The 25,520-nt window shown below is 67.6% G+C and carries 27 protein-coding genes; 13 read left to right on the top strand and 14 right to left on the bottom strand.

Going from position 1 to position 25,520, the window contains the following annotated elements:
• Nucleotides 1–67 precede the first annotated feature (67 nt).
• From AC0KXH_RS19515 to glmS, 4 genes are all read left to right on the top strand, one after another.
• The gene (locus tag AC0KXH_RS19515; RefSeq protein ID WP_041110341.1) at nucleotides 68–496 is read left to right on the top strand and encodes a F0F1 ATP synthase subunit epsilon; all 429 of its coding nucleotides are present in this window, start codon (nucleotides 68–70) and stop codon (nucleotides 494–496) included.
• 108 nt (nucleotides 497–604) lie between these two features.
• Nucleotides 605–1,969: a bifunctional UDP-N-acetylglucosamine diphosphorylase/glucosamine-1-phosphate N-acetyltransferase GlmU gene (gene glmU, locus AC0KXH_RS19510; RefSeq protein WP_312199378.1), complete on the top strand. Its 1,365-nt coding sequence runs from the start codon at nucleotides 605–607 to the stop codon at nucleotides 1,967–1,969.
• A gap of 88 nt (nucleotides 1,970–2,057) precedes the next feature.
• Complete coding sequence (locus AC0KXH_RS19505; RefSeq protein ID WP_043222804.1) at nucleotides 2,058–2,840, top strand: DeoR/GlpR family DNA-binding transcription regulator; 783 nt, start codon at nucleotides 2,058–2,060, stop codon at nucleotides 2,838–2,840.
• Nucleotides 2,841–2,842: 2 nt separating this feature from the next.
• Nucleotides 2,843–4,678: a glutamine--fructose-6-phosphate transaminase (isomerizing) gene (gene glmS, locus AC0KXH_RS19500; protein ID WP_488223909.1), complete on the top strand. Its 1,836-nt coding sequence runs from the start codon at nucleotides 2,843–2,845 to the stop codon at nucleotides 4,676–4,678.
• A 10-nt stretch (nucleotides 4,679–4,688) separates the two neighbouring features.
• On the opposite strand, the gene AC0KXH_RS19495 is transcribed toward glmS, so the two are convergent.
• From AC0KXH_RS19495 to AC0KXH_RS19480, 4 genes are read right to left on the bottom strand one after another with little or no spacing between them, the layout of a single operon-like run.
• Entirely contained in the window at nucleotides 4,689–5,255 is a 567-nt protein-coding gene (locus tag AC0KXH_RS19495) for a biliverdin-producing heme oxygenase (RefSeq protein ID WP_313282154.1), read from the bottom strand.
• Nucleotides 5,255–7,654 carry a response regulator gene (locus tag AC0KXH_RS19490; RefSeq protein ID WP_488223908.1) on the bottom strand — a complete coding sequence of 800 codons (2,400 nt, stop codon included), beginning with the start codon at nucleotides 7,652–7,654 and terminating at the stop codon, nucleotides 5,255–5,257. The genes AC0KXH_RS19495 and AC0KXH_RS19490 overlap by 1 nt, the downstream gene beginning before the upstream one ends.
• A gap of 40 nt (nucleotides 7,655–7,694) precedes the next feature.
• Nucleotides 7,695–8,162, bottom strand: coding sequence for a response regulator (locus tag AC0KXH_RS19485; RefSeq protein WP_200290320.1), 468 nt, complete (start codon nucleotides 8,160–8,162; stop codon nucleotides 7,695–7,697).
• A 10-nt stretch (nucleotides 8,163–8,172) separates the two neighbouring features.
• The gene (locus AC0KXH_RS19480) at nucleotides 8,173–10,428 is read right to left on the bottom strand and encodes an ATP-binding protein (protein ID WP_312572390.1); all 2,256 of its coding nucleotides are present in this window, start codon (nucleotides 10,426–10,428) and stop codon (nucleotides 8,173–8,175) included.
• Nucleotides 10,429–10,697: 269 nt separating this feature from the next.
• On the opposite strand from AC0KXH_RS19480, the gene AC0KXH_RS19475 reads away from it, so the two are divergent.
• Both AC0KXH_RS19475 and AC0KXH_RS19470 read left to right on the top strand, forming a co-directional pair.
• Nucleotides 10,698–11,105: an SMI1/KNR4 family protein gene (locus AC0KXH_RS19475; RefSeq protein ID WP_041110294.1), complete on the top strand. Its 408-nt coding sequence runs from the start codon at nucleotides 10,698–10,700 to the stop codon at nucleotides 11,103–11,105.
• Between the two features lie 6 nt (nucleotides 11,106–11,111).
• Nucleotides 11,112–11,489 (top strand): DUF3301 domain-containing protein, encoded by a 378-nt coding sequence (locus tag AC0KXH_RS19470; protein ID WP_043222776.1) that lies wholly within the window; start codon nucleotides 11,112–11,114, stop codon nucleotides 11,487–11,489.
• On the opposite strand, the gene AC0KXH_RS19465 is transcribed toward AC0KXH_RS19470, so the two are convergent.
• A complete protein-coding gene (locus tag AC0KXH_RS19465) occupies nucleotides 11,486–12,475 on the bottom strand; it encodes a CobW family GTP-binding protein (protein WP_488223907.1) in 990 nt (329 codons plus the stop codon). The genes AC0KXH_RS19470 and AC0KXH_RS19465 overlap by 4 nt on opposite strands.
• Nucleotides 12,476–12,603: 128 nt before the next feature.
• Here AC0KXH_RS19465 and AC0KXH_RS19460 point away from each other — a divergent pair, with 128 nt between their 5' ends.
• Nucleotides 12,604–12,972 (top strand): NADH:ubiquinone oxidoreductase, encoded by a 369-nt coding sequence (locus tag AC0KXH_RS19460; protein WP_165562423.1) that lies wholly within the window; start codon nucleotides 12,604–12,606, stop codon nucleotides 12,970–12,972.
• A gap of 26 nt (nucleotides 12,973–12,998) precedes the next feature.
• Here AC0KXH_RS19460 and AC0KXH_RS19455 read toward each other — a convergent pair whose 3' ends face one another.
• The 4 genes from AC0KXH_RS19455 to AC0KXH_RS19440 all read right to left on the bottom strand — a co-directional run bounded on the left by AC0KXH_RS19455 (nucleotide 12,999) and on the right by AC0KXH_RS19440 (nucleotide 17,256).
• Nucleotides 12,999–13,517 (bottom strand): DUF3617 domain-containing protein, encoded by a 519-nt coding sequence (locus AC0KXH_RS19455; RefSeq protein WP_488223906.1) that lies wholly within the window; start codon nucleotides 13,515–13,517, stop codon nucleotides 12,999–13,001.
• Between the two features lie 230 nt (nucleotides 13,518–13,747).
• On the bottom strand, nucleotides 13,748–14,149 hold the full coding sequence (locus AC0KXH_RS19450) for a DUF1850 domain-containing protein (RefSeq protein WP_041110290.1): 402 nt from the start codon (nucleotides 14,147–14,149) through the stop codon (nucleotides 13,748–13,750).
• Complete coding sequence (locus AC0KXH_RS19445; protein ID WP_043222769.1) at nucleotides 14,146–16,170, bottom strand: TRAP transporter permease; 2,025 nt, start codon at nucleotides 16,168–16,170, stop codon at nucleotides 14,146–14,148. The genes AC0KXH_RS19450 and AC0KXH_RS19445 overlap by 4 nt, the downstream gene beginning before the upstream one ends.
• A gap of 132 nt (nucleotides 16,171–16,302) precedes the next feature.
• Nucleotides 16,303–17,256 carry a TAXI family TRAP transporter solute-binding subunit gene (locus AC0KXH_RS19440; protein ID WP_061338185.1) on the bottom strand — a complete coding sequence of 318 codons (954 nt, stop codon included), beginning with the start codon at nucleotides 17,254–17,256 and terminating at the stop codon, nucleotides 16,303–16,305.
• A 349-nt stretch (nucleotides 17,257–17,605) separates the two neighbouring features.
• Between AC0KXH_RS19440 and AC0KXH_RS19435 the strand changes: the two genes are divergently transcribed.
• Nucleotides 17,606–17,848: a hypothetical protein gene (locus tag AC0KXH_RS19435; protein WP_043222766.1), complete on the top strand. Its 243-nt coding sequence runs from the start codon at nucleotides 17,606–17,608 to the stop codon at nucleotides 17,846–17,848.
• Between the two features lie 17 nt (nucleotides 17,849–17,865).
• On the opposite strand, the gene phnN is transcribed toward AC0KXH_RS19435, so the two are convergent.
• Nucleotides 17,866–18,420 (bottom strand): phosphonate metabolism protein/1,5-bisphosphokinase (PRPP-forming) PhnN, encoded by a 555-nt coding sequence (phnN, locus tag AC0KXH_RS19430; RefSeq protein WP_488223905.1) that lies wholly within the window; start codon nucleotides 18,418–18,420, stop codon nucleotides 17,866–17,868.
• Nucleotides 18,421–18,495: 75 nt separating this feature from the next.
• Nucleotides 18,496–19,107, bottom strand: coding sequence for a phosphonate C-P lyase system protein PhnH (phnH, locus tag AC0KXH_RS19425; protein WP_043222760.1), 612 nt, complete (start codon nucleotides 19,105–19,107; stop codon nucleotides 18,496–18,498).
• Nucleotides 19,108–19,348: 241 nt separating this feature from the next.
• On the opposite strand from phnH, the gene AC0KXH_RS19420 reads away from it, so the two are divergent.
• Nucleotides 19,349–20,113, top strand: a complete 765-nt coding sequence (locus AC0KXH_RS19420; RefSeq protein WP_043222757.1) for an SDR family NAD(P)-dependent oxidoreductase — start codon at nucleotides 19,349–19,351, stop codon at nucleotides 20,111–20,113.
• A 9-nt stretch (nucleotides 20,114–20,122) separates the two neighbouring features.
• On the opposite strand, the gene AC0KXH_RS19415 is transcribed toward AC0KXH_RS19420, so the two are convergent.
• The 3 genes from AC0KXH_RS19415 to AC0KXH_RS19405 all read right to left on the bottom strand — a co-directional run bounded on the left by AC0KXH_RS19415 (nucleotide 20,123) and on the right by AC0KXH_RS19405 (nucleotide 22,676).
• On the bottom strand, nucleotides 20,123–20,356 hold the full coding sequence (locus AC0KXH_RS19415; RefSeq protein WP_041110283.1) for a thioredoxin family protein: 234 nt from the start codon (nucleotides 20,354–20,356) through the stop codon (nucleotides 20,123–20,125).
• Between the two features lie 10 nt (nucleotides 20,357–20,366).
• The gene (locus tag AC0KXH_RS19410) at nucleotides 20,367–21,764 is read right to left on the bottom strand and encodes a permease (RefSeq protein WP_488223904.1); all 1,398 of its coding nucleotides are present in this window, start codon (nucleotides 21,762–21,764) and stop codon (nucleotides 20,367–20,369) included.
• Nucleotides 21,765–21,875: 111 nt separating this feature from the next.
• Nucleotides 21,876–22,676, bottom strand: a complete 801-nt coding sequence (locus tag AC0KXH_RS19405; RefSeq protein WP_224109146.1) for a phosphatase PAP2 family protein — start codon at nucleotides 22,674–22,676, stop codon at nucleotides 21,876–21,878.
• A 293-nt stretch (nucleotides 22,677–22,969) separates the two neighbouring features.
• On the opposite strand from AC0KXH_RS19405, the gene AC0KXH_RS19400 reads away from it, so the two are divergent.
• Genes AC0KXH_RS19400 through AC0KXH_RS19385 form a run of 4 tightly spaced genes read left to right on the top strand, consistent with a single transcriptional unit; the run spans nucleotide 22,970 to nucleotide 25,413 of the window.
• On the top strand, nucleotides 22,970–23,326 hold the full coding sequence (locus AC0KXH_RS19400) for a metalloregulator ArsR/SmtB family transcription factor (protein ID WP_488224629.1): 357 nt from the start codon (nucleotides 22,970–22,972) through the stop codon (nucleotides 23,324–23,326).
• Nucleotides 23,327–23,342: 16 nt separating this feature from the next.
• The gene (gene arsH, locus AC0KXH_RS19395) at nucleotides 23,343–24,053 is read left to right on the top strand and encodes an arsenical resistance protein ArsH (protein WP_488223903.1); all 711 of its coding nucleotides are present in this window, start codon (nucleotides 23,343–23,345) and stop codon (nucleotides 24,051–24,053) included.
• Between the two features lie 13 nt (nucleotides 24,054–24,066).
• Nucleotides 24,067–24,393, top strand: a complete 327-nt coding sequence (locus AC0KXH_RS19390; protein WP_043222751.1) for a YnfA family protein — start codon at nucleotides 24,067–24,069, stop codon at nucleotides 24,391–24,393.
• Between the two features lie 15 nt (nucleotides 24,394–24,408).
• Nucleotides 24,409–25,413, top strand: coding sequence for an ArsJ-associated glyceraldehyde-3-phosphate dehydrogenase (locus AC0KXH_RS19385; protein ID WP_488223902.1), 1,005 nt, complete (start codon nucleotides 24,409–24,411; stop codon nucleotides 25,411–25,413).
• The last annotated feature ends 107 nt before the right edge of the window (nucleotides 25,414–25,520 follow it).

Here is a 25,520-nt window from a genome sequence, read left to right as displayed (position 1 = left end):
CCCGTTCGCGGGCGCTGTCCCAGCCTGACTGGCGTATGCCGGCCAGGCTGACTACCGAGGCATGAATATGGCTATGACAGTCCATTGCGACATCGTCAGTGCGGAAGAAGAGCTGTTCTCGGGGCTGGTGGAAATGGTCATCGCCCACGGGAACCTCGGTGACATCGGTATCCTGCCGGGCCACGCGCCGCTGCTGACCGATCTCAAGCCCGGTCCGGTGCGAGTGATCAAGCAGGGTGGCGAGGAAGAGATCTTCTACATCTCCGGCGGCTTCATCGAAGTGCAGCCGAACATGGTGAAGGTGCTCGCCGACACCGCGACGCGCGCCAAGGACCTCGACGAAGCGGCCGCCCAGGCTGCCGTCAAGGCTGCCGAGAAAGCGCTGCACGAGAAAGGTGCCGAGTTCGACTACGGCTCTGCGGCCGCACGTCTGGCCGAGGCCGCGGCCCAGCTGCGGACCATCGAGGCACTGCGCAAGAAGTACGGCCGTCACTGATCGGTCAGCGACTTCATCGCGTTCGAGTAAAAGGGTAGCCTTGGCTACCCTTTTTCTTTTTCTGTCACCCATGAAGCCCGCCTGGCTTCGTCGATTCAGGAATCCTTCATGTCGCTCGATATCGTCATTCTGGCCGCCGGCCAGGGCACCCGCATGCGTTCCGCCCTGCCCAAGGTCCTGCATCCCGTGGCCGGCAAGAGCATGCTGGCGCATGTCATCGATACCGCCCGGGCGCTGCAGCCGCGCAGCATCCAGGTGGTGATCGGGCACGGTGCCGAGCAGGTGCGCGAGCAACTTGGCGCCGATGACCTCAATTTCGTCCTTCAGGCCGAACAGCTGGGTACCGGCCACGCTGTGGCCCAGGCGCTGCCGCAGCTTGGTGCCGAGCGCGTGCTGATCCTCTATGGCGACGTACCGCTGATCCAGGCGCAAACCTTGGAGCGACTGCTGGCCAAGGTCTGCACCGATCAGCTGGCACTGCTGACCGTCGAACTGGCCGACCCTACCGGCTACGGGCGCATCGTGCGCGACGCGGCGGGCAAGGTGCAGGCGATCGTCGAGCACAAGGATGCCAGCGCCGAGCAGCGCGCGATCCGCGAGGGCAACACCGGCATTCTCGCCGTGCCAGGCCAGCGCCTGGGTGACTGGTTGGGACGTTTGTCCAACGGCAACGCGCAGGGCGAGTACTACCTCACCGACGTGATCGCCATGGCCGTTGCCGAAGGTCTGAGCGTGGCGACCGAGCAGGCATCCGATGCAATGGAAGTGCAGGGCGCCAACGACCGCATTCAGCTCGCCGAACTCGAGCGGCACTACCAGTGGCGCGCGGCGCGACAGCTGATGGCGCAGGGGGTCACGCTGCGCGACCCGGCGCGCTTTGACGTACGCGGCGAAGTCAGCGTTGGCCGCGATGTCAGCATTGACGTCAACGTGTTGCTCGAAGGCCGGGTGGTCATCGAGGACGGTGTGCAGATCGGCCCCAATTGCGTGATCAAGGACAGCACCTTGCGCCGCGGGGCCCAGGTCAAGGCCAACTCGCACCTGGAAGGCGCCGAGCTGGGCGAAGGCGCCGATTGCGGGCCTTTCGCCCGCTTGCGCCCCGGCACCCGGCTGGGGGCCAAGGCGCACGTCGGCAATTTCGTCGAGCTGAAGAATGCGACGCTGGGCGAGGGCGCCAAGGCCGGTCACCTGAGCTACCTGGGCGATGCCGACATCGGCGCCCGCACCAACATCGGGGCTGGCACCATCACCTGCAATTACGACGGCGCCAACAAGCACCGCACGGTCATGGGCGAGGACGTCTTCATCGGCTCCAACAGTTCTCTGGTAGCGCCCCTGATTCTGGGTGAGGGGGCGACCACCGGCGCCGGCTCGACCATCACCGAGGACGTGCCGGCGCATAACCTCGCCCTTGGCCGCGGCCGCCAGCGCAATATCGAGGGCTGGCAGCGGCCGGTGAAAGCCAAGCCCTGAGCCGACCAGCGCCGGCGGCCTGACGGTTGCGTCAGAAAGCGCCTTATGTTTTGATTCGCGCCATTAAATTTCGAATCGAAACTTAGCGATGTCGAAGCGCAACACACCGCAGCGCCGCCATGCCATTCTCGCCCTGCTCGACGAACAGGGCGAAGTCGGCGTCGACCAGCTCGCCCGGCGCTTCGAGACCTCCGAGGTCACCATCCGTAAGGATCTCGCCGCGCTGGAAAAGAATGGCCTGTTGCTGCGCCGCTATGGCGGCGCCGTCCCGCTGCCGCAGGAATTCATTGCCGATACCAGCCAGCCGGTTTCGCCCTGGAAGCAGGCCATCGCCCGTGCGGCGGTCGGCTGCATCCGCGAGCATGCGCGGATCATCATCGATTCCGGTACCACCACGGCGGCGATGATTCCGCAGCTCGGCCACAAGCACGGCCTGGTGGTGATGACCAACTCGCTGAATGTTGCCACGGCGCTGCGCGAGCTGGAGCACGAACCGGTCCTGCTGATGACCGGCGGTACCTGGGACCCGCACTCGGAGTCCTTCCAGGGGCAGGTCGCCGAGCAGGTCCTCAGGTCCTACGATTTCGACCAGCTGTTCATCGGTGCCGATGGCATCGACCTGGCGCGCGGCACCACGACCTTCAACGAGTTGCTCGGCCTATCGAGGGTCATGGCCGAGGTCGCACGCGAAGTCATCGTCCTCGCCGAGGCGGACAAGGTCGGCCGGCGTATTCCCAATCTGGAGCTGCCGTGGAGCAGCATCCACACGCTCATTACCGACGAGCGCCTCAGCGAAGAGGCGCGCACCAGCATTCAGGCCCGCGGCGTCAGACTGATCTGCGCGGCCCCAGAGCACCAGCAGGAGAATTGATCATGTGTGGCATCGTGGGCGCCATCGCCGAACGCAACATCACCGCCATCCTTCTCGAAGGCCTCAAGCGTCTGGAGTACCGCGGTTACGACAGCGCCGGCCTGGCCGTGCTGGACAGCCATGGCGAGCTGCAGCGCCTGCGGCGCTCGGGCAAGGTTGCCGAACTCGAGCAGGCGCAGCAGCAGGCTCCGCTGGTCGGCCGGCTGGGTATCGCGCATACCCGCTGGGCCACCCACGGCGCGCCGTGCGAGCGCAATGCCCACCCGCATGTGTCCGGCAGTGACCTGGCCGTGGTGCACAACGGCATCATCGAAAACCATGAAGCGCTGCGCGGCGAGCTCAAGGCGCTGGGCTACGTATTCGTGTCCGATACCGACACCGAGGTCATCGTCCATCTGCTCAATCACAAGCTGAAGACCTGCGCCGACCTGGCCACGGCGTTGAAGGACGCCGTCAAGGAACTGCATGGCGCCTACGGTCTGGCGGTGATCAATGCGCGCCAGCCGGACCGCCTGCTCGCTGCCCGCAGTGGCAGCCCGCTGGTGATCGGTCTCGGCCTGGGCGAGAACTTCCTGGCCTCCGACCAGCTGGCGCTGCGCCAGGTCACCGATCGCTTCATGTACCTGGAAGAGGGCGACATCGCCGAGATCCACCGCGACAGCGTGCAGATCTGGGATATCGACGGCGAGCCGGTGCAGCGCGAGGTGGTGCAGTACCACGAGGGCGCCGAGGCGGCCGACAAGGGCGAGTACCGTCACTTCATGCTCAAGGAGATCCATGAGCAGCCGAAAGTCGTGCAGCGCACCCTCGAAGGCCGCCTGGGCGATCGGCAGGTACTGGTGCAGGCGTTCGGCCCGCAGGCCGCCGAGCTGTTCGCCAAGGTGCGCAACGTGCAGATCGTCGCCTGCGGCACCAGCTACCACGCCGGCATGGTGGCGCGTTACTGGCTGGAGGAGTTCGCCGGTATTCCCTGCCAGGTCGAGGTGGCCAGCGAGTTCCGCTACCGCAAGGTCGTCGTGCAGCCGGACACCCTGTTCGTCACCATCTCGCAGTCCGGCGAAACCGCAGACACCCTGGCCGCCCTGCGCAACGCCAAGGTTGCCGGCTACCTGGCGAGCCTGGCGATCTGCAATGTCGGCATCAGCTCTCTGGTGCGCGAATCCGACCTGACGCTGCTGACCCAGGCCGGTCCGGAGATCGGCGTGGCCTCGACCAAGGCCTTCACTACCCAGCTGGTCGGGTTGCTGCTGCTGACCCTTGCCCTCGGCCAGGTGCACAACAGCCTGCCGGCGGGTGTCGAGGCCACGCTGGTCGAAGAGCTGCGGCGCCTGCCCACGCGGCTGGGCGAGGCGCTGGCGATGGACACGACGGTGGAGAAGATCGCCGAGCATTTCGTCGAGAAGCACCACACGCTGTTCCTCGGTCGCGGCACCCAGTATCCGGTGGCGATGGAAGGCGCGCTCAAGCTCAAGGAGATCTCCTACATCCATGCCGAAGCCTATCCGGCCGGCGAGCTCAAGCACGGCCCGCTCGCCCTGGTCGACGCGGACATGCCGGTGGTCACCGTGGCGCCGAGCAACGAGCTGCTGGAAAAGCTCAAGTCCAACCTGCAAGAAGTGCGCGCCCGCGGCGGTGAGCTGATCGTCTTCGCCGATGGCGAGGCCGGCTTCGACAATGGCGAGGGCATCTTCCTGGTGAAGATGCCGCATATTCACGACGCCTTGGCGCCGATCCTCTACACCGTGCCGCTGCAGCTGCTGTCGTATCACGTCGCCGTGCAGCGTGGCACTGATGTCGACCAGCCACGCAACCTGGCCAAGTCGGTAACCGTGGAGTAAGGCGCTCGCTTCAGCAGAGGGCCGCTGCCGTCGCCGCGCTCGCCTGTTCCTGGCGGGCGGCCTCGGCGAAGCGGGCGAACAGGGCGACTGCGGCGGCCTGCATGCTCGCCATGTCGCAGGCCGCGGCGCGGCTCTGCAGGCGTTCCAGAAAACGGGGCCACAGCGGCGCCGTATTGCCATGGCTGAGGTAGCGAAGCGGCTGGTCGGGATCGGCCCGACGAACCCGTTCGGCCAGCACGCGGCCACCCAGGCGAGAGCCTTCGAGCACATAGAGCAGGCCCCACAGTGCACCCTCATCCGCGGGGCGATCGATCACCAGAGCCGGCGGCGGCATGACCGCGAGATCGGCCAGGTCGGCACGCAGGGCCGCGCTGCGCCGGCGTTGTGGCCAGTCCGCCAATAGCTGGGCGGCCTCGGCCTCGTCGAGCACCTGTTCCAGCGGCAGCAGTACGCGCGCATGCGCGCACAGGAAGCCCCGGTAACCTGCCGCCTCGGTCAGCTGGAAGGCTGAGAAGGCCCGGTCGACCTGCTGGTGCATCGTCGCGGTGGCCTGGCGCAGGTGCTGCCGGCAATCCATCAGACCGGGCTCCGCTCGCGCAGGGCCTGCATCAGTTTGTCCGCCAGCTGTTCCTCGCGGAAGGGCTTCTGCACCACCACCGCGCCGTCGAGGCCGAGCTCGCCGAGTTCGGCATAACCGGTGATGAACACGACCGGCAGCCGCGCATAGTGGCTGCGAACGCGGCGCGCCAGCTCGCCGCCGTTCATCGCCGGCATGGCGAAGTCGGCCAGCAGCAGGTCGACGCTCACGCCATTTTCCAGGAGCTCCAGCGCCTTTGCGCCGCTGTCGGCTTCGATCACCGAATAGCCGAGCGTATCGAGCATCTGTGCCGTCACCTCGCGCACCGTCTGGTCGTCGTCGACCAGCAGAATGGCGTGGCGCACGGACGGCGCCGGCGGCCGTGCGGGATGGTCTGCGTTCTCCGCCACGGCCAGCGTGCTGCAGGCCCGTGGCAGAAAGACCTTCACCGTGGTGCCGACTCCGGGCTCGCTTTCGATGCTGGCGCCGCCGCCGGACTGCTTGGCGAAGCCGAACACCTGCGCCAGCCCCAGCCCCGAGCCCTTGCCGACTTCCTTGGTGGTGAAGAAGGGCTCGAAGGCCTTGCGCAGCACCTCGTCGGTCATGCCAGTACCGTTGTCGCTGACGGCCAGCACCACGTAATCGCCCGGCAGCGGATCTTCCGGGCGCTCGGCCGGCCGGGTCAGGCTGATATTGCCGGTTCGCAGAACGAGCTGCCCACCGCTGCCCATCGCATCGCGCGCATTGATCGCCAGGTTGAGGATGATCATTTCGATCTGGGTCGGGTCGACCATCGCCGGCCAGAGGTCGGCTGCGGCGTCGACACTGATGCTGACGCTGCCGCCGAGCGAACTCTGCAGCAGGTTGAGCATGCCGGTAATGGTGTCGTTCAGCCAGATCGCCTTGGGCGCCAGCTGCTGCCGCCGGGAAAAGGCCAGCAGCTGGCTGGTCAGCGTAGCGCCACGCTCGCCGGCGTCGCGAATGTACTGCAGGCGCGCCAGCGCCTTGGTCGACGGCGCACCGCTCTCCAGGTCGTGCTTGAGGAAACTGGTGCTAGTCAGGATCACCGTGAGCAGGTTGTTGAAGTCGTGCGCCACGCCGGCGGTCAACTGGCCGACCGCCTCCAGGCGCTGCATCTGCTGCAGCGTCTCTTCCATGCGCTCGCGCTCGCCGATCTGTTCGAGCAGTTGCCGGTTGGATTCGGCAAGCTTGTCGATGGTGGCGATCTCGCTGGTGATGTCACGTGCCGCCGCGTACATGTGCCCGGCGTCCGGCACGGCGTTCCACGACAGCCAGTGATAGCTGCCGTCGGCGTGGCGCAGGCGATTGACGAAGCGATTGCTGACCTGGCCGCTGGCGATGCTGGCGGTTTCCTCGAGCGTCGCCTGGACGTCATCGGGATGCACCAGGTCGCTCAGCGGGCCCTGCAGCAACTTTTCCCGCGGCCAGCCCAGCGTGCTCTCCCAGGCAGGGTTGAGCGCGATCGGTGTGGTGTCGAAGCGGGTGACGGCGAGCAAATCACGCGACAGATCCCAGGTACGATCCCGCTCGCGAGTGCGCTCCTGAACGCGCTCACCGAGCTTTTCGTTGAGCTGCTTGAGGGCCTCGGTGGCGAGCTTCTGCTCGGTGATATCCATCACCACGCCAACGAAGCGCACACAACGGCCGTTCTCGAAGAAGGCCTGGCCGCGGGTTTCCAGCCAGCGCACGCGGTCGTCCGGCAGGCAGACGCGGTACACCTCCGCGTAGTCGCGGTCGTTCTGCCGGGCGATCGCCGCTTCGATGCGCCGACGCATTCGGCCGATGTCGTCGGGATGACAGAGCCGTTCGAACGTGGCCATGCTCACCGGCTCATCGACCGTCAGGCCGAACATGGCGCGACAGCGCTGGTCCCAGATCAGCGTGTCGCTCTGTGGCTCGTAATCCCACATGCCCAGGCGCGCCGCGTCGACCGCCAGCCGTGCGCGTACCTCGACTTCGCGCAACGCCTGCTCGGCCTGCAGCCGGCGACGCCGCTCGTTGACTTCGGCGACGGCACGTTCCACTGCCTTGGGCAGGAACGCCAGGTTCTGCTTGAGCACGTAGTCGACGGCGCCGGAGCGCATCATGTTCACCGCATGCTCTTCGCCGTAGACCCCGGAGAGAAAGATGAAAGGCGTCTGTGGCGCCAGTTCGCGGGCCAGTTCCAGCGCCTGCGCGCCGGAGAAACCCGGCAGGATGAAGTCGGCCAGCACCAGATCGAATTCGCGTTGCTGCAAGGCCCGTACGACACCGTCGTGGTCGTAGGCCAGCTCGGTGTCGAGCACGAAGCCGCTACGTTCGAGCGTGATCTGCGCCAGCTCCGCGTCGTAGGGGCTGTCCTCGATGAACAGGATTTTCAGGTTCTTGTTTGCAGGCATTCGCCATCCTGTCGCAGAACATGCACGCGGCGGAAAAGGGTTAACGAGGGTTCTGGTTGGCGCGCTTGTAACGCAGTGAGCCCGGTGGCGGCTCGTTGAGCACGGCCCAGAAGATCCCGAGGTCGGAGATGGCGGCGACGAAATCCTTGAATTCGACCGGCTTGACCACGTAAGCGTTCACCCCCAGCTCGTAGGCTCGGGCCAGGTCCGGTTCCTCGCGCGAGGAGGTCAGCATCACCACCGGAATGCTGCGCAGCGTCTCCGAGCTGCGCACGGTCTGCAGCACTTCGAGGCCATCGACTTTCGGGAGCTTCAGGTCGAGCAGCATCACCGCCGGATTGCCCTCCGGGCGATCGGCGTGGGCGCCGCTGCGCTGCAGGTAGTCCAGCGCCTCGGCACCGTCACGCATGATGACGACGTCGTTGGCCAGCTGGCTGCGTTCCAGCGCGATCAGGGTCAGCTCCAGATCGTGTGGGTTGTCTTCGACCAGCAGAATGGGTTTGAGCATGGCGTTTTCGTCAGGCTGTAGGGGAATAGTTGAGCTTGGGTAGCGCGAAATAGAAGCAGGCACCGCGGTTCGGTTCGCCTTCGGCCCAGACGCGGCCGTCATGGCGCTCGACGATCCGGCGAACGCTCGCCAGGCCGATGCCGGTGCCTTCGAATTCTTCCATCCGGTGCAGGCGCTGGAAGACGCCAAACAACTTGTTGGCGTACTGCATGTTGAACCCCACGCCGTTGTCGCGGACATATACGATCACTTCGCCGGGGTGCTCCTCGGCGCCGATCTCGATCACCGCCTGCTCGCGCGTACGGGTGTATTTGATGGCGTTGCCGATCAGGTTGCTCAGGGCCATGTGGATGAACGCGGCGTCGGCGACGACCACCGGCATCGGGGACAGGCGCCAGTCTATCGCGCGACCCTGGCAGTCCGGCTCCATCTCCAGACGGATGGACTCCACCAGCGCCGCGAGATTGACGTCGGACAGGCGCAGCGCCGAGCGACCCATCTGCGAAAAGCTCAGCAGGTTGTCGACCAGGGTGCCGGCGAAGCGCGCCGACTCGGCGATGTTGTCGAGGAAGCGCACGCCGCGTTCGCTCAGCTTGCTGCCCTCCATTTCGCCGAGCAGCTCGGCGTAGCCGGCGATGTGCCGCAAAGGCGCGCGCAGGTCATGTGACACGCTGTAGGAGAAGGCCTCGAGTTCCTTGTTGCTCTTGCGCAATTCGCCGGCCAGCTGGGCCAGCTCCTCGGCCTTGCGCAGCACGATGCCGAGCACCGCGTTGCGCAGCTCCAGCGCACCCTCCAGCTCGACCGCTTCCCAGGGCTCCGCAAAGCCGCGCAGGGTCTCCTGCCAGCGGGCGAAGCTGTGGCGCGGCGACAGCGCGCCGGTACTCGGATCGACCTGTTTTTCCGGCTGCCCGGCCCAGTTCACCGTCTGCACCTGCTCGGCACGGAACCACACCAGGTAGTGCGCATGCAGCCGGGAAATCGCGATTGCCAGCAGGCCGGCCGAGTGCTCGGCGATTTCCGGCAGCTCGGGCAGGTCGCGGCGGAGGTTGTCGCTGTGATAGATCAGCTGCTGCGAATCGGTCGACAGCCAGCGCGCCAGCGCCTGCAACTGCTCCTCCGTTGGGGTATTGCCAAAGGTCTGGTAGTCGTCACCGGCGATCACCGCCGCACCGCTGGCGCGGGCGAACTCCAGGACCACGTCCGGCAGGCTGCGGAAACCCTCGACCACGCTGTCGCGATCGGCCATCGCGGCCAGCAATTGCACGACCTGCCGGCGCAGCTCGAGCTTGCGTTGCGCCAGCACTGCCGTTTCCTTGGCTTCGATCTGCAGCGCCAGGATGCGCCCGAGCAGTTCGCAGGCGGTACGCGTCTGGTAGCTGACCTGGCGTGGGCTGGCATCGTGGCAGGAGATCAGGCCCCAAAGCTGGCCGTCGACCAGGATCGAGAGCGACATCGAGGCCAGGGTGCCCATGTTGCGCATGTACTGCAGATGCACCGGAGATACGCTGCGCAGCGCGGCGAAGCTCAGATCCAGCGGTGCGCCGGTTTCAGGATTGAGCGGCGGTACCATCCGTGCGGGGCGGTAGTTGGCGTCCTGGATCACGCGGATCAGGTTGGTGCAGTACAGCCGGCGCGCCTGGGCCGGGATGTCCGCCGCCGGGAAGCGCAGCCCCAGATAGCTCGCATAGCCCGGGTCGGCCTCCTCGGCCAGCACCAGGCCGTTGCCCTCGGCATCGAAGCGGTAGATCTTCACCCGCCCGAAGCCGGTGATGCGCTTGACCTCGCGTACCGCCAGCCCGCACAGCGCGTCGAGATCGCGCGCATTCTCCAGCTCGGTGACGAAGGTGCGCATCATCGGGTAGAGGTTGTCATAGGCGTCGTCCGCGCGGCTGGCGCGGACGAACTCGATGATCAGTTGGCCGGCGAAGCGATGGGCCATCAGGGCAAAGCGCTCCTGCTCGCCGTCAGGCAGGTCGAAGCACAGGTCGCGCAGATGGAAGGGATTGTTGTCGTCGTCGCTGAGCGCCTGCAGTCGCGGCGCCAGCTCCAGGCCCGGGAACAGGGTCTCCAGGCGCTGGCCGAGCAGCGCCTCGGCAGGCTTGCCCAGCCACTGCTGGACGTTCTCGCTGGCCTGGATGACCTCCAGCTGCGGCTCGCCGAGCACCAGCAGGAAGCCGTGCGACTGGATGCTTCCGGGGATGTGGATCGGCTCGTCGGCGCAGTGAGCGATGGCCTGTTCGAGGCTCTGGACGTGACGGGTGACCATGGTGTCTCCTTTCGGCCGGGCATGCACCCGAGCGGGTACCGGGCGATGGCGGCCTCGGGTGGGGCAACAGCATGGGACGGCACATGCACTGTCGCGAAATGGCGATAAAAGGCGACCACTGTAACGTGCCCGGACTGGCTGGCCAATCAAAGGCGGCGTATAAACGAGCGCCTGACGAAAGCAGCCCGGTCCGATGGCGCATCTGGCGCCAAGCCCCGTCGTTGGACGACGCTTTTGCCTGTTCATTCCCTGAGCCGAGCGAGACAACCGTGGAAGACGTCATTGAACAGCTACGAGAACTCAACGAGCCGGTGCCGGTGCCGCTGGAGCTGCCCGACGACGACCTGCTGGTGGAGATCGAAGAGCAGCTGCTGATCAACCTGCCGTTCGGCCTGCGCGAGTTCCTGCTGCAGGTCAGCGATGTGGTCTATGGCCGGCTCGAACCGGTCACCGCAACCGATCCGCAGTCGCACACCTTTCTGCCCGAAGTGGCGGCCAACGCCTGGGACGCCGGCGTACCGCGCGATCTGCTGCCGATCTGCCAGGATGGCCTGGATTACTACGTAGTCGACCTCGAAGGCGAGGTGACGCTGTTCAGCGGTGAGTCTGCCGAGCTCACCGAGCAGAGCTGGGAAAGCGTCTGGCACTGGGCGCGCGATGTCTGGCTGCAGAGCTGAACCGGCATGCTGAGCCTCGGCAACCTGAGCCTGTTCCTGCTGCTGGCGGCGTTCGCCGCCTGGTTCTGGCACGCGCACGGCATCCGCGAGCGGGCTTTGACGGCGGTGCGCCGGCATTGCGAGCGCGAGGACGTCGAGCTGCTCGACGGCAACGTGGCCTTTCGCCGCTTCGCCCTGGTGCGCGATGCCCGCGGCCAGCGCCGGCTGGCGCGCCTGTACGGGTTCGAATTCACCGTGACCGGCGAGCAGCGTCATCAGGGCTGGGTCACCATGTATGGCGGCAAGCTCGGGCGTATCGAGCTGCAGGCCCACCCGGTGCGTGAGCCGACAGCGGCCGAGCAGGGGCGCGTCATCCAGCTCGACGAATGGCGTCGGCGGCACTAGCCGGCTGCAGGCCCTTCCGCTGCCTGGCGACAGGCGGCCAGTTCGCGGCGTAGCGCTGCTTCGTCGACGGGCTCGGCAAAGATCAGCTCCAGCCGCGAATCCCTGCGCCACTCACTGGGGCGGAATTCGACCGCGGTGCCCTGCAGCGCATTGGCCGACAGCCAGCCCGCTTCGGCATGCACGATCAGCTTGGCGCGCTGCCAGCCCCAGCGGGCCAGCCATTGCCGCAGGCGCTCGAGATCGAAGCGCTGTGAAGGGTGCCAGCGCCAGCCGATGCTCCAGCCTTCTGCGGCGTGCCCGCTGTGGCAGATCGGTTCGCCCGGGTCGAGCCACAGATGGCCCGGCACCGGGCCCACCTGCGGCAGTTTCGAGGATGCCTGCGCGCTGACCGCCTGTGCGGTGCTGCCGGGCAGGTATCGGAGCGGCAGCCGCCCGTGCTCGGTCCAGTACAGCGGGCGCGGCCCCAGCGTTCGCGAAAGCGCTTCGCGCGCCTGTGCTTCCAGCGTTTCGCTCCTGTTCAGCAAGACCAGCCCAGCCTCGTCCAGCGCCGCCTGCTGCGTGTCGGCCAGCGGCTGACCGGCCGCCAGCGCTGCTGCATCAAGCACCACCACCGGTGCTTGCACGCTCAGCAGGCTTTGCCAGGGCGGTTCACGCAACTGGCGCAGCAGTGCGCCCGGATGCCCAAGCCCGGAAGGTTCGATGAACAGACGCTGCGGCCGGGCGCGGCGCAGCAGGCGCGTCAGGCCAACCTGGAAGGGCACGCCGTTGACGCAGCACAGGCAGCCGCCGGCGACTTCGTGCAGGGTCACACCATCGCCAACGCTGTCTTCGAGCAGGGCGGCATCGAGGCCGATCTGGCCGAATTCATTGATCAGCACGGCCCAGCGCTCCGCCGCCGGCCGCTGGGCCAGCAGATCGCGCAGGAGGCTGGTCTTGCCAGCGCCCAGCGGGCCGCAGATGACGTGCGTCGGGATCTGTTCGAACATGCGGCTATGGTGCCCGGCAGAGCCCCGTCGGGGAAGTGATCCGTGCAATGCGGGGCGCATCGCCCGTGCCTGGCTCGACAGCGGGCGCGGCAGGCCCTAGAGTCGCGCCGTCCGCCCTGGAGTCGATGATGCGTAGCCTGCCACTGCTGTTGCTGTTGTCCGTGACGTTGCCGAGCGGTTCGGTTATCGCCGATGCCTGCATCATCAGCAGCCGCGCCAAGGGCGTGGAAGTGGAGCTGTGCCAGGAGAACCGCAGCATTCCCCGCGAATTGTTTCGTTCCGGTTATTGCCAGCCGCAGCTCGTCGATCAGCAGGTGGCGGTGCGCTTCGTTGCGAGTTGTCCGAACGGCGCCTTTGGAATCTGTCGTAACGCTCAGGCCGCCAACCTGGCCTATCGGCAGGACGTTCATTATTACGGCGTGGCCAGTGATGCGCGCTTTCTGCGGCCGGCCTGCGAGCAGCAGCCGGGCGCGCGCTGGGAGTCACCTCAGCGCTGATCGGCCAGCAGGTTCCACGTGAAACCTCAGCGAGCCGGCTTCAACCCGCCGCAATCGGCACCCAGCCAGCGGCCGCGCGATTGCATGCGCGTGCGTTGCGGCATGCCTTCGCCGCTGTGCTCTGTTTCCACCTGGCTGACGAACTCGCGCTCACTGATGAAGCGGGTCTCACCCTGGCCGCGGGCGTCCGGGCATTCGAAGCGGAACTTCCAGACGCTGTCGCTGCGCTCGGTGATCTCCTGACGGCAGGCCGGGTCGTCGCTGAAGGGCAGTTCCTCGGCCTGCACCTGCGCTTCGCTGAGGCAGATGCGCATGCCCTGGCCGCCCAGCTGCATGCCATGTTCGGCAAGCATGCCTTCCATCATCTTCTTCTGCTCGGGCGGCATGCCCTTCAGTTGCTCGAGCATTTCCTGCATGCCCGGCATCTGCTGACCGTCGACCTGAATGTCACTGCTGGTGAATTCCCACAAGCCCGGCAGGATGGGCGCGGCCTCGGCGGTCGCGGTGAGGAACAACAGGCTGGCCAGGCAGAGTGAACGATGCATGAAGGCGGTCTCCGTGATTGGGCTGCACTGAGCCTAGCCGAGATTGGCGCCACGATTGCGCCGAGGGCGACCAGCGAGCCGTGAGCCGGGGCGCGTACGGCTGGCCGGCAGGCATGCGGCTGTGTGCCGGGCAGGCGTGGAAGGGCAGGCGAGGCGGTGGCCATCCACCCGTGGGCAGGCCAGGGGTGGAAGCACCGCCCGATCCGGCGGGCGTGGTGACCCGCGGCAGATCAGGACGCTCCGGGGGCGGCGAGCTCGCAGCTCCAGAGCTCCAGCGCGGGCTGGTCCGCTTGTGGCGGGCCCAGCCATTCGCTCATCGCGTGGCAACGCTGGTCGAAGCACAGTTGGTAGTCCCCCGCTTCGGGGGTTCGCCCCACACGCAGGGGTTGCAACGGCGGCATCCGGCGCTGGTAGTGCCAGGCCCCGTCGCGCAGTTCGGCGTCATCCGGGATTTCCATCCCGGCGCCAGAACCCTTGACCCGCGCTTCGCCGAGCAGCAGCCCGCTCGGCGTCACGCGGTAATCCTCTTCCCAGCGGATCTTCTCGATGGTGTGGTTCCACGCCAGGGTGAAGTCGGCGGTCGGCAGCTGCGCCCAGACCGCCCCCGCCAGGCCGAGACAGAGGCCGATCATGCGGCAACCGGCTCGGCACGGCGGGCGCGCCAGACGTGCTGAACGAGGAACAGCGCACCGAGGGCAAAGCCGATCTCGTCGCTGATCGGCATCGACATGATCATCGCCACACCGGCGGCAAACGCCAGGGCGCGCTCCCACCAGCTCAGCGAGCGTTCCAGGTGGCCGGTGAACACGGCGCCCCACAGACCGATGGCGAAGGCCGCCTTGAACAGGATGTAGAACGTCGCGGCCCAGCTGTCGCCCTGCATCATCAGCGCCGGCTCGTAGACCGCCATGAACGGCACGATGAAGCCGGCGATGGCGATGCGGATCGCCCACAGGCTGATCTTCAACCCGCGCTCCTTGGCGATCGGCGCGGCGGCGAAGCAGGCCAGGGCCACCGGCGGCGTGAGGTCGGCCATGATCCCGAAGTAGAAGACGAACATGTGCGAGACGATCAGCGGCACGCCCAGATCCAGCAGCGCGGGCGCGGCGATGGAGCTGGTGATGATGTAGTTCGGGATCGTCGGGATGCCCATGCCGAGGACCAGGCAGGTGAGCATGGTCAGGATCAGCGAGATGAAAAGGTTGTCGCGGCCGATCGCCAGGATGTAGCCGGCAAAGGTCGAGGCCACGCCGGTCAGCGAGACGATGCCGATGATCACCCCGACCAGCGCACAGGCGATGCCCACCGGCACCGCATGGCGGGCGCCTTCGACCAACGCATGCAGGCAGATGGTCAGGGTCTCGCGGCCGCCCTTGATGAACCAGCACACCGCCACCAGCACCGCGATCACCGCGAAGATGACGCCGATGCCGAGCTGGAAGAAGCCGGCGCAGAGCAGGCCGAGGGCGATCCAGAAGGCGAAGCGCATGGCCTTGGACGACACCCGCAGGATGATCGCCGAGCCGAGGATGACGATGGCGGTCAGCGCCAGGCCGATGGTGCCGGCGAACATCGGCGTGCGGCCGGAGAACAGCAGCCAGACCAGCACACCCAGCGGGATCAGCAGGTACCAGCGTTCCTTCACCGCGGCCATGGCGTTGGGGCATTCATCCTTCGGCAGGCCGTGCAGCTTGGCGCGCTTGGCTTCCAGGTGAACCATCCAGAACACCGAGCCGAAGTAGAGCAGCGCGGGCAGCAGGGCGGCCTTGGCGACTTCGACGAAGGGCACGTTGATCGTCTCGGCCATGATGAAGGCCACAGCGCCCATCACCGGCGGCATGATCTGGCTGCCCATCGAGGAGGTCGCTTCGACGCCGCCGGCGAAGGCCGGGCGATAGCCGAAGCGCTTCATCAGCGGAATGGTGAATTGCCCGGTGGTGACCACATTGGCCACACCCGAGCCGGTGATGGTGCCCATCAGCGCCGAAGACACCACCGACACCTTCGCCGGGCCGCCGAGCTTGTGGCCGAACAGGCCCATGGCGAAGTCGGTGAACAGCTTGATCATCCCGGCCTGCTCGAGGAACGAGCCGAACAGGATGAACAGGAAGATGTAGGTGGCCGACACGTAGGTTGGCGTGCCGTACAGGCCTTCGGTCCCGAACGACAGCTGGTTGACGATCTGGTCCAGGTAGTAGCCGCGGTGCGCCAGGTCGCCCGGCAGGTACTCACCGAACAGGCCGTAGCCCAGGAACAGAGCGCAGATGATCGGCAGGGCGATGCCCATCACCCGTCGCGCGGCCTCGAATACCAGCACGATCAGGGTCAGGCCGACGGCCATGTCGAGTGGGGTCAGGTCGCCGGAGCGCTGGATCAGATCGGCTTCGAAATACCACTGATAGATAAAGGTGCCGAAGCCGGCCAGGCCGAGCAGCCAGGCCAGGGGCTGGAATGGCCGGCCGTCGCCGCGGGCGGGGTAGCAGAGGAACACCAGCAGCAGCAGGAAGCCGACGTGCCCGGCACGCAGCACCTGGCTGGTCACCGGATGGAACGCCGCGGTGACGATCTGGTAGATGGAGAACAGCAGCGCGACGTAGAACAGCGCCCTGGGCCATTCGCTGGGGCTGGCGTGCAGCCCTTTGCTTTCGCTCATGGAATCGGATCTCTTGCTGGAAGGTGCCTGTAGAAGCAGGTTTGCCGACGAGACCACGCGGGCAAGCCTGCTTGTACAGCCGGGAGGGGCGCGCCGCCCGTGCGGCGGCCCCTGTGCTCGGCGCGGGTCGGCTTACTGGAGCGCGCCGACTTCCTTGTAGTAGCGCTCGGCGCCCGGGTGCAGCGGGATCGGCAGGTTCTTCGTGGCGTTTTCCAGCTTGATGTCCTTGGCCGCGGCGTGGGCGTTGCTCAGCGCCGGCAGGTTCTCGAACATCAGTTTGGTCATCTGGTAGACCACGTCGTCGGCGACCTTCTCGTGGGTGACCAGGATGTTGGTCACGGCCACGGTCGGCACGTCGGCGTCCTGACCGTCATAGGTGCCGGCCGGAATGGTGCCCGGCTGGTAGGCGGCGTTACCGATCTTCGTCACCACCGCTTCGGGGATGGCGACAAAGGTCACCGGCATGGTGCTGGCCAGGTCGCGAATGGCGGCCATGCCCAGGCCCGAGGACTGCAGGGTGGCGTCCAGCTGGCGGTTCTTGATCAGCTCGACCGATTCGGCATAGGGCAGGAATTCGACGCGGCCCATGTCCTCGTAGGTCAGGCCGGCGGCCTTGAAGATCGCGCGGGCGTTGAGCTCGGTACCGGACTTCGGCGCGCCGACCGAGATGCGCTTGCCCTTGAGGTCGTCCAGCGTCTTGATGCCCGAATCGGCACTGGCGACGATCTGGATGTAGTTGTTGTAGGTACCGCCGAGCGCGCGCAGACGCTTGAGCGGTGCCTTGAAGCCGGCATCCTCGACGCCGTTCCAGGCATCGGCCACCGAATCACCCAGGGCGAACGCCAGCTCGCCGCGACCGGCCTGCAGCAGGTTGAGGTTTTCCACCGAAGCCTTGGTGGCCTGCACCGAGGTCTTGGCACCCTCGATCTTGTCGAACTGCTGCGACAACGCCACACCGATCGGGTAGTACACCCCGCTGGTGCCCCCGGTGAGGATGTTGATGAAGGTTGGCGCGGCAACGGCGGCGGTGCTGGCGGTGAAGGCCGCGGCGGCTGCGAGCAGCCCCAGGCGCTTGGTCAGTCTCATGGATGCATCTCCGTTTCGTTTTTATTGATGGCGCCAGCGCAGAGCCGGCGCAGTGAGCCGTTGCGCAACGACAGGAAGGGGCGGCGGGAGGACAGGCGGTTCGCTGGCAGCGCTTCTTGTCGTTGGAGGATCGCATCGAGCTGTTCTAGGCATAGCAGAAGCCATGCCAGCCTGCCCGGATGCTCTGGGATGGCGCTTTGGCGGCACGCGCGCGCAAGCAATCGGCAAGAATCCGCCGATTGCCGGGTGGGCGTCGGCAGAATCCCGCGCATCGGCCCGGCCGTCAGGGTGCTTGCGCCTGCTGCACGGCCCGCTAAAGTGGCGCCACTGTATTTGCTGGAGGTCTGCCATGCGCGTGCTGCCGCTGGTCTTGCTGCTGCTCTGCGCCGGCCTGGCGTGGGCCGCCCCTGCGCCCTATTACAAGTGGCAGAGCAAGGTCGACGGCACCGTCATCTGCCGGCAGAGCTCGCCCGGTGAAGGCTGGGAGCGCCTCGACGGCCGGCCGTACCGCGACCTCAACTGCACCCTGCCGGCCGGTCGCATCGAGCGGCCCGAGGGCGTACCGGGTTTCCGCCCGCAGCCGGGGCGCTGACCCGGCCCGCCGAACCCTCAGCGGCCGCCGAGCCTGTCGTCGATCAGCGCCAGCAGGCGCACGACGCTGTCGGCCAGCGCCGTCGAGTTGTCCAGCATGATGCAGTTGTCGGCCGCCTGAGCGAATAGCGCGTTTCGCGCCAGGCGCGCCTCGATCTCGGCGGGAGTCTCCCGGCCGCGGGCCAGCAGGCGCTGGCGCAGGACCTCATCTTCCACCCCGAGCAGGATCGCCAGCAGGTCCGGGTAGCGGCGTCGGGCTTCGGGCAGGTGGCCGCGTGAGCCGTTGACCAGCACATGCTCGCCGTTCGCCAGCCAGGCATCGATCCGGGCGGGAATCCCATAGGCCAGCCCGTTGGCCCGCCAGGCCAGGGCAAACGCCTGCTCGGCCTCCAGGCGCTCGAACTCGGCAAGGGTCACCGCATGCGCCGCTTCGCCAACCGCCTCGGCCGAGCGGGTGATGACGCGGCGGGCAATCCGCACCTGGCGTGCGGCCAGCGCTTCGCGGGCGGCTTCGAGCAGGCTGTCCTTGCCGGCGCCGGACGGGCCGATCAGATAAATCAGGCGGCCTTGCATCGAGGGGCTCCGGAATGGGGGCGGGCGGGCAGTATAGAGGCCGGCCCGGTCGCCGTGGAACGGGCCCGGTGGTGTTCAGGCCACCGCCTCGAGCGAGGGCCCGATGCGTGTCGTGCGGGGCAGGCCGAGCACCTCGCCGTCGGCGCAGAACAGGGCGTCCAGCCCGCGCGGTGCAATGTCGTGCCTCGCACGTTGTGGCCAGAATGCGGCCGGAACCGGCAGGCCGACCAGCCGCTGCCCCTCGATGCCCGGCCCGCGCCAGGCCAGCGCCGGCCCACGCTCGAGGCGCTCGAGCTGAACCAGCAGCGTGCAGGATTGCTCCGGGCAGCGCTCACTGCCGTGGTAGAAGCCGCTCAGGTCCTCGAGTGCGGCGCCATCGAGCAGGGCGAACAGCGCCTCGTCGCGCGCCTCGACCAGCGGGCAGTCGCAATGGAAGGCCAGGTTGGCGCGGATCGCCGCCGTATCGAAGGCCGGTGCCAGCCAGAGTGGCGTGTGCCGGTCCAGCAGGCTCAGGCACAGGGCGTAGGTTGCCGGCTGCAACGGTGCGGGTGCCGGCACCGGGGCCAGCGCATGGCGCGTGCCGGGGCGGGCGAGGGCGGTGAATGCGGCGCGAAAGCAGCGTTGTGCCTCCAGCACGGGATCGTCGAAGGCCGGCTGCAGCAAGCCGGAAGGTAGCGGGCGGTTCATCGGTCGTCATCTCAGCGGGGAGGCGGGTGCGCCGGCGTCGAAGGGCGCTGGCAGGGCCGCCATGCCTGACGCTAGCGCAGGCGTGTTGCAGGCCGGCGACCGCGGGGTGACGGCGCGATGACGTCCTGGGCGAACAGCGCACGCAAGGCTTTGCCTGTTCGGCGAACGCCCCTAAGCTGGAGCCCGTTTATCTCGTGGCCCTGCCCTACAGCAGCGGCCCGCCCGCCACAGAGGAAGACCCATGACCCAGAAGATCGTATTCATCACCGGCGCCACCTCCGGCTTCGGCCGTGCCACCGCCCGCCGTTTCGCCGAAGCCGGCTGGGCGCTGGTGCTGACCGGGCGGCGCAGCGAGCGTCTGGAAGAACTGCGCGAGGAACTCTCGGCCAAGGTGCCGGTGCACATCGCCACCCTCGACGTGCGCCACGCCGGCGCCGTGCGCGACGTGGTCGAGCAGTTGCCCGAGGCGTTCCGCCAGGTGCGTTGCCTGGTCAACAACGCCGGGCTGGCGCTGGCGCCGCAGCCCGCGCAGCAGGTCGATCTGCAGGACTGGCACACCATGATCGACACCAACGTCACCGGTCTGGTCAACGTCACCCATGCCCTGCTGCCGACGCTGATCGGCACCGGCGCGGGCGCCAGCATCGTCAACATCGGCTCGGTGGCCGGCCACTGGCCCTACCCGGGCGGGCACGTCTACGGCGCGACCAAGGCCTTTGTCGAGCAGTTCGGCTACAACCTGCGCTGCGACCTGCTCGGCACGGGCGTGCGTGTCACCGACATCGCGCCGGGCATGGCCGAGACCGAGTTCACCCTGGTCCGCACCAAGGGCGACCAGGCGGCATCCGACCGGCTCTACCGCGGCACCACGCCGCTGACGGCCGAGGACATTGCCGAGCAGATCTTCTACGTCGCCACCTTGCCGGACCACATCAACATCAACCGCCTGGAAGTGATGCCCACCCGCCAGGCCTGGTCGCCGTTCAACATCGACCGCGACCAGTAAGCGGGCGTCTCAGCCGCCGAGCAGCGCCTCGAGTTCGCTGCTGCTCGGCACCTTGCCCTCGACGAGGATCTCCTCGTCCACCGCCAGGGCCGGGGTGCGCAGTACGCCGGCATCGATGATGGCGTTGACGTCGGTGACCTTCTCCACCGCGAACTCCAGGCCCAGGCGCCGCGCCGCGGCCTCGGCGTTGAGGGTCAGCTGCTGGCACTTGGCGCAGCCGGAGCCGTAGACGGTCAGTTTCATCGCGTTCTCCTCAGAACAGTTGGCCGTAGAAATAGCCCGTGAGCGTGGCCATCGCCACCACCAGCAGGCAGTACACCAGCGTTTTCTGCGTGCCCAGCACGGTGCGGATCACCAGCATGTTGGGGATCGACAGCGCCGGGCCGGCCAGCAGCAGGGCCAGCGCCGGGCCCTTGCCCATGCCTGCGCCGAGCAGGCCCTCGACGATCGGCACCTCGGTCAGCGTGGAGAGATACATGAAGGCGCCGAGCACCGCGGCGATCAGCGTCGAGGCGAGGCTGTTGTCGCCCACCGCCCAGGCCACCCAGTGCGAGGGGATCAGCCCCTCGTGCCCCGGGCGCCCGAGCAGCAGGCCGGCGATCAGCACGCCGCCGAGCAGCAGCGGCACGATCTGCCGGGTGAAGTCCCAGCTCTGCGCGACCCATTCCTGGCCGGCGGCGTTCTCGCGGCTGGCCTGCAGCATCAGCCCGCCGATGCCGATCAGCATCGCCAGCTCCGGCCACTGCGGGCGCAGCAGCGCGGCCAGCCCGACCAGCGCAGCGAGCACCAGCAGCGGCCCGGGTGCCCACTGCCAGCGACGCACCAGCAGCAGGCCGAGCAGCGCGGCCAGCAGCGCGGTGATCGGCCATTTCCAGGCATGCACGGCCATCCACGCGGCGCTGTCGGCCTGCGCCCAGTTGGCGAACACCAGGATGCCGATCATCAGGCCGAACAGCGCCACCACGTCGCCCAGCGGATGGCCGTCACCGTCGCTGGCGAAGCCGCGCGTGCCCTTGGCGGCGCGGGCGCTTTCCTCGCGCCGGTAGAGCAGCTGCATGATCGCGCCGATCAGCACCGAGAAGAGGATCGCGCCCACGGCGCGGGCGATGCCCAGCTCGGCGCCAAGCACCTTGGCCGTCACCACGATGGCCATCACATTGATCGCCGGCCCGGCGTAGAGAAAGGTGATCGCCGGCCCCAGGCCGGCGCCGCGGCGATAGATGCCGCCGAACAGCGGCAGCACGGTGCAGGAGCACACCGCCAGCAGGGTGCCGGAGATCGAGGCGACGCCAAAGGCCACCGGCTTCGGCGCGCTCGGCCCGAGGTGGCGCATCACCGCGCCCTGGCTGATGTACACCGCCAGCGCGCCGGCAATGACGAACGCCGGCAGCAGGCAGAGGATCACGTGCTCGCGCGCATACCACTGGGTCAGCCGCAGCCCCTCGAGCACGGCATTCTCGAAGCGTGGCTGGCCCAGCGGCAGGAAATAGATCAGTGCGAACAGCGCGCACATGCCGAGCAGCAGGCGCGCCTGCCCGCGTTGCTGATGCCAGAAACCGAGCAGATGTGCGAACAGCGAAGGCTTGCCGGGCTGGCCCTGGGCAGCCGGCAAGGCCGGTTCTGCGGGGCGATCTGCTGACGGTTCGGACATGGGCACCCCCGGCGCCGCTCTGTCTGGCGGCGCATGCTTGCTGATGATGGGTGTCAGCCTAACGCGCGGCGGCGGGCCGTCCATTGATCCAGGCAGGGTTCGAGCGCGTGGCTAGAAGGCGAACTGCGTCTGCACGGTGTAGCCGCCCTGTTCCGGCAGCACGGCCAGCGAGTAACGCGGCGCCGCGCCGGGCTCGAGCAGCAGGTTGAAGGCGAAGTTGGAGACGAAATTGCCGAGGGCGATGCCGGCCAGGACGTCGGTCGGGTAGTGCTGGTCGGCTTCGATGCGCGCCAGCCCGGTCAGCCCATCCAGCGCATGCAGGCCGACCTTGGCGGCGTCGCGCAGGGCCGGGTCCATGTCGATGTAGTCCAGGTTGCGCCGGGTCATGGCGGTCTGCGCCGCGCTCGTCGCGCCGTGGCGGGAGGGAAAGGCGTCGTCGGGGACGCCGTCGGGGCGATCACGCCCGGAGGCTTCCTTGATCTCGCCGCTCAAGGCATCCACCGCGCCCTTGCTGGCGACGAACACGGCAAGGTTTTCCGCTTTCCAGGCCAGCGCATCGGTGAACGTCTCGCCCTCGGGGGCGGCGGTCAGGGCGCTGGCGGCGTAGATGAGGGTGCTGGCCGTGAGCAGGTCGTTGCTGGCGTCTTCGCCATCCTCGCCGAACAGATAACCGTGCTCTGCCGCCGAGCGTTGCCAGGCATGGTCCCAGCCGCCGGCGGCGATGATCGCGGCGCCGGCGAGGGGGACCCAGGTGCCGCCGTCTAGCGCAGCGCGGCTCGCCGAGTCTGTCCAGTGCTGCCAGGAGCCCAGGTCGCCGGCCAGGCAGAGATTGCTGGCGCCAAGCAGGCTCGCGGCCAATAGCAGGCCGGACCAGGGACGGGCGAAGCGGGGCAGGGGAGCGTGGGCGCGCATGATAGAGGCCGTGGCGGGAGCGGGCGGCCAGGTTAGCCGTCAACGGATCAAGGATTCGTCAAGGGCGGGTGAAGAAAGCGTCAAGGCGCCCGGCGGGCAGCGGTGCGGCGCCGAACGACCGTATTCCCCAACGCGTATGGAACCGCCGCCAGGTTTACCCCGAGCTTTGAGTTGACAGGGTTTACACCATATATGGTTTTCCGTATGTTCTGCCGTGCCCGCGTGTTGAATCGACGGCGCGGGCGGTACCGACCGATTTCCGACCGCGGCCCTGGCCGCGAATGGCCATGACGATGACCGAACACCTGACCCCGCCGCTGCTCTGCAAGGCCCTGGCCGACGAGACCCGTGCGCGCATCGCCTTGTTGGTCGCCCGCGAAGGCGAGCTGTGCGTCTGCGAGCTGGTCGGCGCGCTCGGCGAGAGCCAGCCAAAGGTCTCGCGCCACCTGTCCCAGCTGCGCAGCAGTGGCCTGCTCGCCGACCGCCGCCAGGGCCAGTGGGTCTACTACCGGCTGCACCCGGACCTGCCGGACTGGGTGCACGACCTGCTCACGCTGATGCTCGATTCCAACCGCCACTGGCTCGACCCGCAGGCACGCCGGCTGGCGGGGATGAGCGAACGCCCCGGCCGCGCCTCGCTGTGCGGCTGAAACCACCGGAGCCGCCATGCACGATCTACCCAACCTCGATGCCGAGCTGCTGCAGCAGCCAGACCTGCAACGGCTCGGCGCCGCCGATGAGCCGGCGCATCCGCCGCGCATCCTGCTGCTCTACGGCTCCTGCCGCGAGCGTTCCTACAGCCGCCTGCTGACCGAAGAAGCCGCGCGCCTGCTGCAGGCCTACGGCTGCGAGACGCATATCTTCGACCCCTCCGGCCTGCCGCTGCCGGACGATGCGCCCGATACGCACCCGAAGGTGCAGGAGCTGCGCGAGTGGGTGCTCTGGTCCGAGGGCCAGGTGTGGTGCTCGCCGGAGCGCCACGGTGCGATGAGCGCGGTGTTCAAGGCGCAGATCGACTGGATCCCGCTGACGCTCGGTGCGCTGCGCCCGACCCAGGGCAAGACCCTGGCGCTGATGCAGGTCTGCGGTGGCTCGCAGTCGTTCAATGCGGTCAACCAGATGCGCGTGCTCGGCCGCTGGATGCGCATGTTCACCATTCCCAACCAGTCCTCGGTGGCCAAGGCCTACCGGGAATTCGACGAGGCCGGGCGCATGCAGCCCTCGGCCTACTACGACCGGGTGGTCGACGTGATGGAGGAGCTGGTCAAGTTCACCCTCTTGCTGCGCGGGCGTGCCGACTATCTGGTCGAGCGCTATTCCGAACGCAAGGAGTCGGCCGAGGCGCTGTCGGCGCGGGTCAACCAGCGTTCGATCTGAACGGAGCGGCCTGATGCTGAAGACCTTTGCCCTGTTCGCCTTCACCGCGCTGGCGGAAATCGTCGGCTGCTACCTGCCGTATCTCTGGCTGCGCCAGGGCAAGAGCGCCTGGCTGCTGCTGCCGGCGGCGGTCTCGCTGGCGCTGTTCGCCTGGCTGCTGTCGCTGCACCCAACCGCGGCCGGGCGGGTGTATGCGGCCTACGGCGGCGTCTACATCGGCGCGGCGATTCTCTGGCTGTGGCTGGTCGACGGCATAAGGCCCACGGGCTGGGATCTGCTGGGTTCGGCCGTGGCCTTCGCCGGCATGGCCATCATCATCTTCGCGCCGCGTGGCGCCTGATTCGAGGAGCGCTTCATGACCATCAAGGTAGGCATCAATGGCTTCGGCCGCATCGGGCGGCTGGCGCTGCGCGCGGCCTGGGGCTGGCCGGAGCTGGAGTTCGTGCAGATCAACGACCCGGCCGGCGACGCGGCGACCCACGCCCATCTGCTCAACTTCGATTCGGTGCACGGCCGCTGGCAGCACGAGGCGGGCAGCGACGGTGACGGCCTGCTGATCGATGGCCAGCGCATCCGGGTCACCGCGAACAAGGCGATTGCCGATACCGACTGGTCCGGCTGCGACCTGGTGATCGAGGCCAGCGGCAAGATGAAGAGCGTCGCCGTGCTCGAGGGCTATCTGGATCAGGGCGTCAGGCGCGTGGTGGTCAGCGCCCCGGTCAAGGAAGCCGGCGCGCTGAACGTGGTCATGGGCGTCAACGACGGGCTGTTCGACCCCGCCCGGCACCGCATCGTCACCGCCGCCTCCTGCACCACCAACTGCCTGGCGCCGGTGGTCAAGGTGATCCACGAGAACCTCGGCATCCGCCACGGCTCGATCACCACCATCCACGACCTGACGAATACCCAGAGCATCCTCGACCAGCCGCACAAGGACCTGCGCCGCGCCCGCGCCTCAGGCATGAGCCTGATCCCCACCACTACCGGCTCGGCCACCGCCATCGCCGAGATCTTTCCCGAGCTGCGCGGGCGGTTGAACGGCCACGCCGTGCGCGTACCGCTGGCCAACGCCTCGCTCACCGACTGTGTGTTCGAAGTGGAGCGCGCCACCACCGCCGAGGAGGTGAACCAGCTGCTCAAGTCCGCGGCCGAGGGCGAGCTCAAGGGCATCCTCGGCTACGAGGAGCGCCCGCTGGTGTCGATCGACTACCGCACCGACCCGCGCTCGTCGATCATCGACGCGCTGTCGACCCTGGTGGTCAACGGCACTCAGGTGAAGCTCTACGCCTGGTACGACAACGAATGGGGCTACGCCAACCGCACCGTCGAGCTGGCGCGCAAGGTCGGCCTGGCCGAGTGAGGCGCAGGGTGGGAAGCGGCCTCCGGCCTTTTTCACCCGAGACCTTGGCGGTGGGAAATCGCTGCGCGAGTTTCCCGCCCTACGCTGGCTTTCGGGATCGGTGCGCA

Source organism: Stutzerimonas sp. CXK-1, from assembly GCF_057738225.1.
This window is presented reverse-complemented; position numbering and strand designations above follow the sequence as displayed.